Source organism: Oceanobacillus sp. AG, from assembly GCF_009746545.1.
GTDB lineage: Bacteria > Bacillota > Bacilli > Bacillales > Amphibacillaceae > Oceanobacillus > Oceanobacillus indicireducens.
The window spans coordinates 12,855-27,049 of the sequence record NZ_WOWT01000002.1; the positions used below are offsets into that span (position 1 = coordinate 12,855).

10 protein-coding genes are annotated in these 14,195 nt (G+C 41.5%); 7 read left to right on the forward strand and 3 right to left on the reverse strand.

Translation table 11 applies throughout. The features are described 5' to 3' along the window. Positions 1 to 31 precede the first annotated feature (31 nt). Positions 32 to 3,199: a DEAD/DEAH box helicase gene (locus GN217_RS00125; protein WP_156854107.1), complete on the forward strand. Its 3,168-nt coding sequence runs from the start codon at positions 32 to 34 to the stop codon at positions 3,197 to 3,199. A gap of 61 nt (positions 3,200 to 3,260) precedes the next feature. Here GN217_RS00125 and GN217_RS00130 read toward each other — a convergent pair whose 3' ends face one another. Beyond that, positions 3,261 to 4,538, reverse strand: coding sequence for a hypothetical protein (locus GN217_RS00130; protein ID WP_156854109.1), 1,278 nt, complete (start codon positions 4,536 to 4,538; stop codon positions 3,261 to 3,263). A 290-nt stretch (positions 4,539 to 4,828) separates the two neighbouring features. Here GN217_RS00130 and GN217_RS00135 point away from each other — a divergent pair, with 290 nt between their 5' ends. The 5 genes from GN217_RS00135 (at position 4,829) to GN217_RS00155 (ending at position 10,570) form a co-directional block, all read left to right on the forward strand. Next, positions 4,829 to 5,869 (forward strand): TAXI family TRAP transporter solute-binding subunit, encoded by a 1,041-nt coding sequence (locus GN217_RS00135; protein ID WP_156854111.1) that lies wholly within the window; start codon positions 4,829 to 4,831, stop codon positions 5,867 to 5,869. Positions 5,870 to 6,114: 245 nt separating this feature from the next. After that, positions 6,115 to 6,645, forward strand: coding sequence for a DUF1850 domain-containing protein (locus GN217_RS00140; protein WP_156854113.1), 531 nt, complete (start codon positions 6,115 to 6,117; stop codon positions 6,643 to 6,645). Then, positions 6,638 to 8,683: a TRAP transporter permease gene (locus tag GN217_RS00145; protein ID WP_156854115.1), complete on the forward strand. Its 2,046-nt coding sequence runs from the start codon at positions 6,638 to 6,640 to the stop codon at positions 8,681 to 8,683. The genes GN217_RS00140 and GN217_RS00145 overlap by 8 nt, the downstream gene beginning before the upstream one ends. Before the next feature lie 116 nt (positions 8,684 to 8,799). Then, positions 8,800 to 10,146: an MATE family efflux transporter gene (locus tag GN217_RS00150; RefSeq protein ID WP_156854117.1), complete on the forward strand. Its 1,347-nt coding sequence runs from the start codon at positions 8,800 to 8,802 to the stop codon at positions 10,144 to 10,146. A gap of 46 nt (positions 10,147 to 10,192) precedes the next feature. Continuing rightward, positions 10,193 to 10,570, forward strand: a complete 378-nt coding sequence (locus tag GN217_RS00155) for a RidA family protein (RefSeq protein ID WP_156854119.1) — start codon at positions 10,193 to 10,195, stop codon at positions 10,568 to 10,570. 447 nt (positions 10,571 to 11,017) lie between these two features. Here GN217_RS00155 and GN217_RS00160 read toward each other — a convergent pair whose 3' ends face one another. Both GN217_RS00160 and GN217_RS00165 read right to left on the reverse strand, forming a co-directional pair. Continuing rightward, a complete protein-coding gene (locus GN217_RS00160) occupies positions 11,018 to 11,263 on the reverse strand; it encodes a YuzB family protein (protein WP_156854121.1) in 246 nt (81 codons plus the stop codon). A gap of 159 nt (positions 11,264 to 11,422) precedes the next feature. Continuing rightward, entirely contained in the window at positions 11,423 to 12,625 is a 1,203-nt protein-coding gene (locus tag GN217_RS00165) for an MFS transporter (protein ID WP_156854517.1), read from the reverse strand. 402 nt (positions 12,626 to 13,027) lie between these two features. On the opposite strand from GN217_RS00165, the gene GN217_RS00170 reads away from it, so the two are divergent. Continuing rightward, complete coding sequence (locus tag GN217_RS00170) at positions 13,028 to 13,915, forward strand: DUF1002 domain-containing protein (RefSeq protein ID WP_156854123.1); 888 nt, start codon at positions 13,028 to 13,030, stop codon at positions 13,913 to 13,915. Positions 13,916 to 14,195 lie beyond the last annotated feature (280 nt).

A 14,195-nucleotide genomic window follows, 5' to 3' on the forward strand; every position in this document is an offset into this window, starting at 1 on the left:
AGGCAATAACATAAAGGCAGGTAGTAGGATCTTGAAACCATTAAAGGATGTTAATATCAGCAGATTATTCCCATCGGTCATCTACCGTCGGGGAGTCGATTATTATAACAAGGGCAGAGTCAGTGAACCGCTCTATGACAGGAATCATGGTGTGTGGACAACAACCGTCACCGGTACGGAAGATTATTTTGTGGAAATCGATGTAAAAGGCATCAATAAAGGAATGATTGAAACGTATTGTGATTGCCCAGCGTTCGACACATATGGCTCCTGTAAGCATATTGTAGCAACTTTGCTAATGATACAAGCGAAGGACGGGTCCGGGGAACAGGCAGTTTCCTATGATTATAAAATTACAGACCGGTTCATTGAGCAGATTAGCGAGCTGCAGCAATTAGACCAGAAAAATCCGAGCCTTGTCATGGACCAGACGCCGGTACAGGTAGAGTATCATTTGCATGTTAGTTATAGTGGCAATTTACTCATTGAATTGAAATTCGGAGAGAATCGCACTTATGTGGTAAAAGAACTGGTTGAACTAATCGATGCAGTCCTTTCTGGTAAAGAATACTTTTTTACGAAGAACTTCACATTCAGGCCAGAGGAAAATTATCTTCTGCAGTTGGATGAGGAAGTATTCCGGATGTTACATGCGATCTGGAAGAATGAAAATATTTACCACTCCACGTTCTATTCGATGACAAATTCAGCCGACAACCGGTATATGACAATTCCGCCTCTTGCCGCGCGTGATTTGCTCATGAAGCTTGCAAACCGGAAGACAACGGTTACAGTTGCGGACCGGACGTATGAGGATGTAACGATTGCTGAAGAGGGATTCCCTTTTCAATTTATGCTTGAAAAAAGTAACGAAGCGGACATTTTGCTGCGGCTTAAAGAAGGCAGCGGTATGTCTGTTTTGAAGGAATATAATATGCTGTTGAATAATGGGGTCTTTTATTTCATTACTCCAGAACAAACCGAGATTGTTGCCAACTTGTTTAAATTTAACATTAATCATCATGCCCTTGCGATTTCAAAGCAGCAGGCAGACCGTTTCTTTTCCGAAGTCATTCCGTCTTTAAAAACGGTAGGTGATGTCACGGTTGCAGAGAATATTATTGAAGAAGTCATTCAGGTGCCACTTCAAGCGAAACTTTACCTTGAATTGCAGGATGAGGTAGTGAAAGGAAAGTTGGAATATCAATACGGAAAGCATCTCGTTAACCCATTTAATGGACGCGGGCAAAATGATGTGATCATTATCCGTGAAGTGGAGAAAGAACGGGAAATTATGGAGCTGATTGAGCATGCGAATTTCCGGTATAACGGGAAGGAACTCTATCTGGAAACAATAGAAGAAGAGGAGCTTTATGAATTTCTTTATAAAATCCTCCCACTGTTGGCGGACAAAGTGGAATTGTTTCTGACGTCTGATTTGAAGTATATGATTGTAGAGCATGAACCGACAGCTACAACAAACGTGAATCTCGATTCGGCTTCCAATCTGCTTGAAATCAGCTTTGATATTGACGGAGTGGATGAATCGGAAGTGGATTCAATTTTACAGGCAGTTATTGAAAAGAAACGGTTTTACCGTTTAAGTAGCGGGGCAATCCTCTCGCTTGAAAATGATGCTTTTTCCTCTATAAATGAGTTTTTCGATCAGCTGGATATAAAAAAACAGGATGTGACCAGCGGAAACGTGCAAATGCCGCTCTACCGGAGTACGCAAATTGATGAACTGATCGATACGAAAAAAAGCCATGACCCGGAATTCCGCTCACTCATTCATCATTTGCGTTCACCAGAAGAACATGTCGATAAATTGCCGGAAAATCTGGACGCCGATTTAAGGAATTATCAGCTGACAGGCTATCAATGGTTCAAGTCACTCAGTCGTTATCACTTAGGTGGGATTTTGGCAGATGATATGGGGCTTGGGAAAACATTGCAGACAATCGCTTATCTTGCATCTGAACCGAGTGACAAGCTGCATCTAGTCGTCGCTCCATCATCGGTTGTTTATAATTGGAAGAATGAATTCGATAAATTCACACCACATTTAAAGGTTGAAATATTAACCGGGTCACCGGCAGAGAGACTTGAAAAAATCGAGAATAAGCAGGATGTCGATGTTTGGATCACTTCTTATTCAACAGTACGTCAGGATATCGAACAATATAGCCAACTCGACTTTCAAACATTGATCCTGGATGAAGCCCAATATATTAAAAACTATGCAACGAAGACGTCCCAGGCAATCCGTCAGATCAATGCTTCTCGCCGCTTTGCTTTAAGTGGGACACCGATTGAGAACTCGATTGAAGAATTATGGGCCATTTTTCAAGTCGTTTTGCCAGGCTTAATGCCGAATATACGAAGTTTCAAGCAGCTTTCGAATGAGAGAATTGCAAGTATCACAAGACCGTTTATTTTACGCCGTTTAAAGCAGGATGTATTGAAGGAATTACCGGATAAAATTGAATCTGTTAGTCTTTCTGAGTTGACCAAGGAACAAAAGGAATTGTACGTCGGTTATTTGCAGCAAGTACAGCAAGACGCTTCTGAGTCACTTCAAGATAGTGGCTTTAATAAGAACCGGATGAAGATTCTCGCAGGACTGACAAGATTGCGGCAGCTATGCTGTCACCCCTCTTTATTTATTGAGAATTATCAAGGGGAGTCGGGCAAGCTAATGCAATTAATGGAAACGGTGAAGACAGCTCTTGAAAACGACAAACGAATGCTGATATTCTCCCAATTCACGAGTATGCATGAATTGATTATTAAGGAACTGAATAAAGAAGGAATCGATTTCTTTTACCTGAGCGGAGATACGGCTTCCGAGGAACGTCAGCATATGAGCGAACGCTTTAACGGCGGGGAGAAGAGTGTCTTCCTTATTTCGCTAAAGGCAGGGGGAACCGGGTTGAACCTGACCGGTGCCGATACGGTTATCTTATATGACCTCTGGTGGAATCCGGCCGTAGAAGATCAGGCAACCGGCAGAGCCCACCGCTTTGGACAGAAAAATATCGTTCAAGTCATCCGTCTCATTGCAGAAGGAACGATTGAAGAAAAGATCTACGAATTGCAACAGAAAAAACGTGAACTCATCAACCAAGTCATTCAGCCAGGCGAACAAATGCTAAGCAGCCTGAGCGAAGATGATATTCGGGAATTATTGAGTTTGTAAATGAAAAGAAGTCCTCCATATGACCCTTTATTAGGGGCAATATGGAGGTTTTTTGTTTGCATTAATGATTCAGCGTAAATAACTTGCGTGGTCTCCCTTTTTTATAGGGTCGTTCTTCACCAGCTACCCTTATGACATCCCCTGTTAGTAACTTATTTACCGTCCGTTCAGCACTCCGTTTCGTTACTTGATAAAACAATGCCACATCATTTGTTGAGAATGGTTCATTATTTCGGTTGGTAATAAAATCAATAAAATTATACGAAAGCTCATTATTCAAGCGAGCATCGTGGATCAATGCTTGATATAGACTTGATGTGTCAATCTCCTTTTCGACGCCAATCGGTCCAATCATTTCTTGTCTTTCATTTGTGATATAACAAATACTATGATCACTTCGTAGACAGCTTTCATGCGCTATTTCGGCATTTTTCGCGGCTTCGAGTGCACTGAGTCCCAGTCCGAATCCAAGATAAACAGGAAGCTTACTGCTTTTCATTTCTTGTAATAAAGGAAATGAACGGTAATGTTCTTTCAAATGCTTATGTAGCTTCTCACTACCGTATATAATAAATCGTCTTTCCTTCGTCTCTGTGAAGGTTGAATCTGTCCGATTGGTAAACCGTGCTACGATCTTCCTGATTTGCTTTAAAATATCTAAACGATGTCCGACGATTTCTGTGTTTTCATCAATTCCTTGGATTGAAATATAGCCAGTCACCATCTGTGTGTTTTCCGATTCACTTAATTTGGCAAGTGAAATGGCTTTCTCTAGCGCTTGTTTCAGCCGGAGATCAGGTAAGTGAATGGTGCTTGCTGGGATATTTTTTTGTTGAAGAGCTGCAGTGATTTCTGCTGTACTTGCAAGAACATGATCGATATTCCCTTTTTGCCAAAGCGTAGTGTAATAGGTGAGCAGGCTGTCTATATCTGGTCTCTCCCACGAGTCATGCAGGTATGAGTGAATCTGTCCGTCTTCCAAGTCTAGCTCACTTTTTACATCTCTTAGGTAGGCTTCATCAAACAAATCGAAAGCAATTCGTTTAACCGGACCTTCCGCTTGTAATCGGTAGAGGGCCGCGCTTATCCTATACGGGTCTAATTCAATCGCTACGGTTGGCAGGCGTTTCCTTTCAATTTGATTTCGGGCATATAGATAAGAGAGATATTCTGTAAATAAGTAAACATCACAATTATAAACGGTATCAAGGAGAGAGGTTGTCTCATTCACATTGGAATAAACGAAAGGCAACAATTCAATCTCGGCATCTTCTGGTAAAATTGCATAAACTCGGTCAATTGTTTCCTGTATTCCGAACACAGCTATCTTTACTTTCATCTCATTAACCTCCAATCATGAGAAACATCAAAATATTTACACACTATCATATTGAATTTTCGTAATATTGTCAAGAAGTGAATTGAAAACGGATACATTTTTGTTGAACTTTTTACTTAAAACAGGTAGAGTATTAGAAAGGAATAGTACGAACCTAATTCGTGATTTGTATGGTAATTATCGTTAAATTCCTATAGAAAATTGCTAACTTGCCGATAGTTTACAAGAATTATATTGACAAAATAGAGACTTTTGTTAGAATTTTACGTATAACGAAAGGGGGATATAAGGTGAAAAAGAGTAAATTATCTATTTTCTCCGTTCTTTTGATAGCGCTTGCTTTATTCTTGGCAGCTTGTGGCGGAGGAGATGACGAAGGAGATGCAACTGGGGATACTGGCGGCGACAACGCCAGTAATGAAGGCACTGAGGATGTAGAAACGGGAGAAGATACGCCCGATTTTCTAAGTATGCTTACGGGTGGAACGGGCGGTACTTATTACCCGCTTGGCGGAGAAATGGCGCAAATTATCACGAGTGAGACAGGGATTCAAACAGATTCTCCGTCTTCCAATGCTTCTGCGGATAATGTTATTGCCCTTAAAGAAGGCGAGGCAGAGCTTGCTTTTGTACAAACAGACGTCGTAGCTTTCGCGGTAGAAGGAATTAATGCGTTTGAAGGTGAACCGGTTGACAATGTATTGGCAATAGGATCCCTTTATCCGGAAACGGTACAAATTGTAACAACAGCAGATTCAGGTATCGAATCAGTGGAAGACCTTGCGGGTAAAAAGGTATCTGTAGGTGCACCAGGATCAGGTACTTATATCAACGCTGAACAGATATTCGAAGCTTACGATATGACAATGGATGATGTCGATGCCCAGCATTTGGATTTCGACGAATCAACTGGCGGTATTCAAGACGGTAATATCGATGCAGCATTCATCACTGCAGGTACACCTACTGGGGCAGTTGAAGGCTTAGGTGCTACAACAGAAGTTTCCGTCGTACCGATTGAGCAAGACAAGATTGATGCCATTATTGAAAAATATCCATACTATGCAGAGGACACGATTCCCGCGGGGACATACAGTAGTGTAGATGAAGAGATCAAGACTGTAGCAGTTCTTGCAATGCTTGCGGTGACAGACTCCTTATCAGAAGATGTTGTCTATGACATTACGAAAGCAATCTATGATAATGCGGACACGATTACACACTCTAAAGGGGAATTTATTACACCAGAAACAGGTGTTGAAGGAATCGGAATCGATTTCCACCCAGGTGCGGAGCGTTACTTCAAAGAAGCAGGAGTGCTTGATGAATAATTAACTGAATTTCGTGGCCGGCAATCAAGACGGTAGATTAGTTTTGAACGCCGGCCGTTTTATCACGTATTAACGGTCTGTAATACCCCCACCTCTAAGCATGAGGGTAACCCTACATGTGAAGGTGGGGGTATACAGTCCGTAAAACCCTGATTCTGTTCAACTAACATTCAGTGGGGGGGGAGAAGAAACCCCCACTGAATGAAGTTTCACTTTATTGACGAAAAAACTGGTGGTTACATAGAATGAAATTTAAAAAAATGATTATTGCCTTTATAATCCTACTACTTATCGTCCTCATTTTATTTATCCCTTCGCGCACGGCGCTTGTTTTTTATCAAGAGAATACGAAGGAGATTGCGGCTTTTCTGCCGATGAATAAAGGGGATCAATTCGATATAATATTTACTCATTCGATCCACCTGACAGATGTTGAGGAGAAATATATCATAACAGCTGATTTAAATATTGAACAATATGAAATGATTTTTGAATCTTTTGGAATTGGTATGCCTTCCAATGCAGAAGAAGGTCAGACATTCGAAGCGAAGGATGGGAAGTATCATATTGGTAATATGAATATCCGTTTTGAATCAATGAATATACGCAATGGTAAAACCGTGTCCGAACATCGGCTCCGCTGGCAATATGCGGGTGACGATGAAGAGCAGATGGTTTGGTTCAATGATTACTTTGAACCTGGTGCTCGGTATACGGTGAAAATAGATAAACTTCCGTTATGGAAATACTTGAAAGGAGTGAAGATTGATGAGTGACAAAAAAGATAAAAAGTTGGATATGGAAGAAATACAACTCTCAGAAGAAGAACAGCAGAAGTTGATGGAGAAATATGATGCGGAATCAAACCAGAGAAAATTAGGTGGAATTCTCGGTTGGGTAGTTTTCCTTACACTCATTGCTTTTTCTCTATTCCACCTTTACACTGGAGCATTTGGGGCTAAGACAGCATATATCCAGCGAACGATTCACTTAGGCTTTGCTTTATCACTCATATTCTTATTATTCCCGGCAAAGAGGGGATTAAAAAAGTCAAGTGTTCCATGGTATGACTGGATATTCGTAATCTTGTCTATTGTCGTCTGTGCCTACTGGCCATTATTCTATGAAACTTTGGTAATGAAGGTCGGTAGTATTGATAACACGCAAATGATTATTGGTGGAATAGCGGTTCTGCTCGTTTTAGAGGCAGCGAGGCGAGCGGTTGGTTTGCCAATCGTTATTATTGCAGCTCTGTTTCTTGCTTATGCGTATTTTGGTCAGTCTATGCCTGGGATGCTCGCACACCGCGGTTTGACATTAAACCAGTTGATAAATACGATGTTCTTTACGACAGAAGGAATTTTAGGTACACCGATTCAGGTGTCATCTACTTATATTTTCTTATTCCTATTATTTGGGGCATTTTTAGTTCAGACAGGTGTCGGACTTTACTTTAATGACTTGGCACTAGCGATTGCAGGACGTCGTGTAGGAGGACCTGCGAAGGTAGCGATATTCTCAAGTGCCTTAAACGGTACGATTTCTGGAAGTTCAGTTGCGAATACAGTAACAACCGGATCATATACGATTCCGATGATGAAGCGGCTCGGATATAAACCGAACTTCGCTGGAGCGGTTGAAGCGGCCGCATCAACCGGTGGACAAATTATGCCGCCGATTATGGGGGCCGCAGCGTTCCTTATGATTGAATTTGCGGGCGTTCCGTATTGGGATATTGCTAAAGCGGCGGTTATCCCCGCATTACTTTATTTCACTGGTATTTGGGTGATGACTCACCTGGAAGCGAAACGGCTCGGTCTTGTAGGACTTCAAAAAGAAGACTTGCCGAATAAAATGGATGTTTTGAAGAAACTTTATTTGCTCTTACCGATTCTCGCAATCGTTTACTTCTTATTTGCTGGTTTTAGTATTGAGCGGACAGCTATTTATGGTATTCTCTCTGCAATTCTTGTGAGTATGTTCAGTAAAGAAACGAATATGTTCCTTGATGAGAATGGTAAATTTACACTAGGTAAGCTCTTGACTGCATTAACAGACGGTGCGCGGACAGCTCTCGGTGTTGCGGCTGCAACAGCTTGTGCGGGAATTATCGTTGGAGTAGTAACACGAACAGGGTTAGGCTTGAAGTTAGGTAACGGTTTAGTCGGTCTTGCTTCAAGTATTGCTACAAATGAAATAATGTTGATTTTGCTGACGTTGGCCTTTACGATGATCACTTCGATTATTATTGGGATGGGGTCACCGACAACGGCGAACTACATTATTACATCAACGATTGCTCTACCGGCAATTATGTCATTAAGTGACCAGTATGAGCTGGCGATTCCAGTTCTTGCCGCCCATATGTTTGTGTTCTTCTTTGGAATCGTGGCGGATATTACCCCGCCAGTAGCGCTGGCAGCTTTTGCGGCTACTGGGATATCGGGCGGGGAACCGATACGTACGGGAGTGAATGCGACGAAGCTTGCAATTGCAGCCTTTATCATCCCGTATATGTTTATCTTTGAACCACAGCTCTTGATGATCGATGTCACCTTTCTAGGCTTGACATGGATTATTATTACGGCTCTTACCGGTATGATTGCAATTGGAGCAGGCCTAATCGGGTATTGGTACCGGAAGCTGGCCTGGTTTGAGCGGATCATTGCCTTTGTTGCGGGTATCTTGCTCATGTACCCAGAAGGAAACTCTGACCTGATTGGAGCAATTATTTTCGCAGTTATGCTTGTGATTCAGTTCATGGGTAAAAATAAAACTAACAGCAATGAGGAAAAGCAAGCGGCAAATGCGTGAATGAAAGTTTATAAGAGAAGGGAGGCCCTGATATCCAGGAGCCTCTCTTTTGCTTATTATTATCAATTCGGTATCATGAAGGATAGACTAAATATTGATATAAAGGCTGGTTGGATATGAAAAGGCAATATGACTTTACGGAAGGAAATATTTTAAAGCAATTATTCTATTTCTCCTGGCCGATTCTGCTTACGAACTTACTGCAGACATCCTATCAATTTATCGATAGTTTATGGGTTGGTAACTTACTCGGCGCAACTTCGCTTGGAGCAATTGGAATATCTAGTACGATTCTATTCACTGTTCTCGCGTTTATTATCGGACTAAATAATGCGGCGCTCACAATTCTTTCCCAGCAAAAGGGGAAGCAGAATGATGATGGCTTGAAGCGCTATTTGAACGCATTTGTTGTGCTTTTGACCTCACTCGCTGTCCTCCTCGGTATCATTGGTTTCTTCTTCGCTGAACAATTATTGAATCTATTAGGCACGCCGGAAACGATGTTACATGATGCAAAGGCGTATCTCCAAATTAATTTCATGGGGATTTTATTTTTATTTGGGTACAACTTCATCAGTACGGTCATGCGTGCACTTGGTGATAGTAAGACGCCACTTCGGTTTGTAACAGTCGCCGTACTTGCAAACGTTGCCCTTGATCCGTTATTCATTTCAGTGTTTGGCTGGGGAATTCAAGGGGCTGGCTATGCAACGGTTGTGTCTCAGGGACTTGCATTTCTATATGGATTCTTTCATATGAGACGTGAGCGCTTGGCACCGTTTACCGTTCCAACCGTTCCTGCTTTAAAAGATATTCGGTTGATCTTTCACCTTGGTATTCCATCTGGTCTGCAGATGGCGGTTATTTCAGCTGGTTCCGCTGCAATCATGAGTGTCGTTACGTCATTTGGTGGACCGGTTGTTGCCGGGTTTACAAGTGCGCAACGTCTCGATAGTATTATCATGCTTCCTGCACAAGCATTAAGTACAGCTATAACGAGCATGGCAGGACAAAACATAGGGGTCAGAAACTGGAAGCGGGTAGACAAAATTGCAAAATATGGTGTGTTATTTAACTTTGCGATTATGGTTACGATTGGCATATTCATTATTTTATTTGGTGAATATGGAATCAAATTGTTTACACGCGATGAGGCCTCGGTTGATTTCGGTGCCAGGTATCTATCGATTATTGCACTCTGTTATCCATTTTTAGGAATTAATTTTATTTTAAATGGAGTTGTACGGGCAGCGGGAGCGATGTATCAAGTGCTCATCTTAAATTTATTATCCTTTTGGGTGTTGCGTTATCCGCTTACTTGGCTCTTCTCTAAGTGGTTCGGTGAAACAGGGATTGCGATGGGGATGGGTGTAAGCTTTATGATCAGCAGTATCTTTGCATTTTTATATTATCGTTATGGAAGATTCCGAGAAAAAGACTTATTCGAATCGAAAGATAATTAGTATAATGATAGAATAGAATTAGTTGCAGAATAAGGAGGAATTTACATTGGTAAAAGCAATTTATACAGAAAATGCACCAGCAGCAATCGGGCCATATTCACAAGCGATCCAAGCAGGAGAATTCCTATATATTTCCGGACAGATTCCAGTCGATCCGGAGACAGGGGAGATCGCAGAAGGTATTGAGAAACAGACAGAACAAGTAATGGAAAATCTAAAGGCAATCTTGAGAGAAGCGGAGACCGATTTTTCCCAAGCGGTTAAATTTACGATTTATTTAAGCTCTATGGAACACTTTGGCTCGGTGAATGAAGTTTATGGTTCATACTTAATCGAGCCTTATCCGGCACGAGCTACAATTGAAGTGAGTCGGTTACCGAAAGATGTTCTAGTGGAAATTGATTGCATTGTGCATATCGGGTAATCAAGGAGGCTTTCTATTCTTGACCCAACTTATACCTCATTCGCTGTTCGTCCGGAATATGGAGTGTTCAAGGAACTGAATAAACAAGATTCCTTGGAAATTTTGCAGGGAAGCTTATAAAGTGAAACTCTGGGGTATCTTTACCTCCCCCACTGAATGTTAGTTGAACAGAATCAGGGATTTACGGACTTTTTATCCCCAGCCTTCGCATATTGGGTTCCCTCATGTTTAGAGTAAGGGATATTACAGACCGTTAATACGTGATAAGCGCCGGCTTTTTTCGACAAAAGGGACCAAATTATTTCCTGGGAAATGACGAACAAAGTCGAAAGCTCCTTGCAGGTTAAAAACGCGATTCGTTTCGCAACACCTGGAACTGCAACCCATCTAAGGGCGTTTGCACTAGCATATCCTGTGCGGCGTAGCAACGAAAAAAGAAGAACTTGCTCATTCATATTGAGCAAGTTCTTCTTTTATGGCAACTCTTATTTTATCAAGACATTCTTCCGGTGTTTTCCCGAAGACTCGCTTGTTATTGACTAATGCATACGGGCGGACGGCACATAATCCGCAGAAGTTCAAGCATTCATTCATGATGACTGCAACTTCCGGAAATTCGGATTCTAAAATACCTTCAACATCAACTAACGTAATGGTATTTCCATCGCAAATTTCTACGACAACAATTCCCATTTCCATCACACTTTCTCTGTAGGCTAAGATTGTACGCCTATGTTGTCCTATTATTGTTGCTAGTATAATCGGAAGCTTGACTAAATGCAATAATTCTGCATGGAAAGGCCGGAACTAAGCGTTAAGCTTTTGTTCCGGCCTATTTGTTCATTCGTCTATTTATTGTTTAAGCATGGAAAACAGTTTCGAATCTTTTTCTTCGTATTCGGATGTGTACCATGTGTAAAGCATGATGACACCACTTAGAATAAGTAGTCCGCTTGTAATATAGAAGACGGCAGAGAAACCGAATGATGCTGCAATCAGACCACCAAGTGCAGGTCCGATGACGTTACCTAAAAACCGAAGACTTGTATTGTAACCAAGCACTTCCCCTTGCATCGATAATGGAGCGGCTTGACGGATATAAGCGATTCTAAGTGGCACAATTCCACCGAGAGCGACACCAAGCAGGAATCTTAGAATAACAAGTTGCCATACACTTGAGACTAAGGCGCCTGGTAAATAGACAAGCCCTGCAGCGAATAAGAGAACCGTTAGTACTTTTACATAACCAACCTTATCACCGAGCTTACCTAATCTGCGCGAAAACAGAAGATTCCCGAGTCCGGCTGCCGAGAATGCCATCCCGGCGAAAAAGGCGATGTTCACAGGTCCATGAATTTCCTCTACGAATAAAGAGAGGATTGGCTGGATACTGAAATGCGCCACTTGTATGAGTAACGATAACAACATAACAACAAGCAGAACCGGTCTACTGATAATATGCTTCAGCACTTCTTTACTAGTATATGTTTTATAATCTCGTTCATCTTTTGAAACTTTAATTTGCACTTCTTTAACGAAGAATACGAGAATAGCAGAGATGAAGATTGTAACGGATACCCATTTGAATGTATTCGTAAATCCAAACGCATCTGCTAAAGCCCCGCCGAGCATTGGTCCCATTAATGCACCGGTGACACTACCTGTCTGTAGGGTTCCAAGTACTTTACCAGCTGTTTCTTTTGGTGTTTGAACAGCTATAAGTGCCTGGGACATTGGAATGAAGCCTGTCACAATTCCCATAATTAATCGCAATAAAAAAAGCTGCCAAACTGTTGTGGCAAACCCCATCAATAGTACAGATAGTCCAATCCCGACGGCGGACATGATCAAAATCTTTTTTCTTCCGTAACGGTCGCCAATTTTACCCCAGATTGGTGAAAAGATAAATGCAGTAATGAACGTAACTGCAAATGTCAGTCCTGACCACGTTTGCACATACGCATCAGAGAAATTACCCATTGAAGCGATGTACAATGAAATAAATGGAACTACCATTGTCATACTTCCGCTAACAAAAAAGTTAGCAAACCACATGATTGCCAAATTCCGATTTGTTATTCGATGATAACTAATTTGTAATGCCCTTCCTTCCAACGAAATGTTTCGTTACTCTAAATATAACGTATCCCGAAGTAAAAATAAAGGGATTAGCTCATACAGTGAAACTTCATTTAGAGGATCTCTCCTTTGAATGTTACATGAACTAATCGGGCCATTGCTGGTTGTTAAATCTCCTTATTTAGCTATCCATATTCCTGGAATTTTTTGATGGAGTAATCTTATATCCAGTTCTACTTAAAGATCCAAAATAGGAGGGCGGCTATTTTATAGTGTTCATTTTTCCAGAGAAAAGGTATAATAAGTGCAAGTTCCCTTTCAGTAAATAGGGAGCAAGGGAAGAAGACAGTTAACTTCTCTACTAAAGGAGTGCTTACAATGCGAAAACTAACAAAATCGATATTATCCCTTCTATTAATAGCAGTATTATTGGTCAGTCTTGCTACACCTGCAGGGGCCGTATCTGAGAGCATCCTCATTTATGGGGAGAAACTTTCAGAGTCCCAGCGTCAGGAAGTTCGGGCTGCATTAAAGCTTGGTGAGAATGCTGCAGTGGAAGAACATGATGTGACCGGACAAGATTATGCGAATTACATTAACGGGAACCCAAATGCGAATATGTATTCTTCTGCACTGATTACGATGGAGAATGGCGGAGAAGGGCTCGTCGTTAATATCTTGACACCAGGAAACATTACAAAGGTAACAAGTGAAATGTACGAGAACGCACTGCTTACTGCCGGTGCTGAAAATGTGACGGTCGATGTCGTCTCGCCAGTTGCGGTAACCGGACACTCGGCACTAACTGGTATTTATAAAGCGTATGATGTGGAAGGGGTAGAGCTCGATAAGGAGCGGATGGAGCTTGCGAATGATGAGCTCGTTGTAGCGACAGATCTTGCCGAAAATGAAGACGTCTCAGAAGAAGATGTCGCTCATCTTTTAACGGAAATTAAGCAAATGATCGCTGAACAGAACCCGGTAACGCGGGAAGAAGTAGAAGAAATTGTGTCGGAACAATTAAGTAGACTGGAAATTAATTTAAGTGATGAAGACAGACAAATGTTGATCAACCTAGTGGACCGGATGCGCGAATTGGATATTGATTTCGGTAGTGTGCGTGATCAATTAAAGGATATCGCAAAAAGTGTTGCTGAACGGGCTGAAGAGCTAGGCCTTGATGAAGGATTCTGGAAAAAAGTTGCCAACTTCTTCTCCGAGATGTTCGGAGCATTGAGCAATTTCTTTAAAGGATTATTTAACTAAAAGACAAAGGCGCAAGTGCTCTTACAGAGTGGACGTGGCTAGTACTCTCATAGTTAGTTATCTGCAGCATTTCCATTTTGTGGTTCCACGTGTAAGTACAAAGGCAGGGGTGTTTTATACTCCCTGTCTTTTCTTTGTAACATTGTAATATACGTTTATGCTTACACCTGCTAATATTTCAATAACATTACACCTAGACGATTATGTAGAAAAACTGTAACTCCTGTCACGGACTCTTAATTCTCTTGTAACTGTATTCCTCTTTTTCCTGTGGTACTAT

Excerpts from the sequence above, each read along its gene's own strand:
- GN217_RS00130 (WP_156854109.1), bottom strand. The coding sequence starts at position 4,538 with ATGAAAGTAAAGATAGCTGTGTTCGGAATACAGGAAACAATTGACCGA.
- GN217_RS00140 (WP_156854113.1), top strand. The coding sequence starts at position 6,115 with ATGAAATTTAAAAAAATGATTATTGCCTTTATAATCCTACTACTTATC.
- GN217_RS00145 (WP_156854115.1), top strand. The coding sequence starts at position 6,638 with ATGAGTGACAAAAAAGATAAAAAGTTGGATATGGAAGAAATACAACTC.
- GN217_RS00150 (WP_156854117.1), top strand. The coding sequence starts at position 8,800 with ATGAAAAGGCAATATGACTTTACGGAAGGAAATATTTTAAAGCAATTA.
- GN217_RS00160 (WP_156854121.1), bottom strand. The coding sequence starts at position 11,263 with ATGGGAATTGTTGTCGTAGAAATTTGCGATGGAAATACCATTACGTTA.
- GN217_RS00165 (WP_156854517.1), bottom strand. The coding sequence starts at position 12,625 with ATGTGGTTTGCTAACTTTTTTGTTAGCGGAAGTATGACAATGGTAGTT.
- GN217_RS00170 (WP_156854123.1), top strand. The coding sequence starts at position 13,028 with ATGCGAAAACTAACAAAATCGATATTATCCCTTCTATTAATAGCAGTA.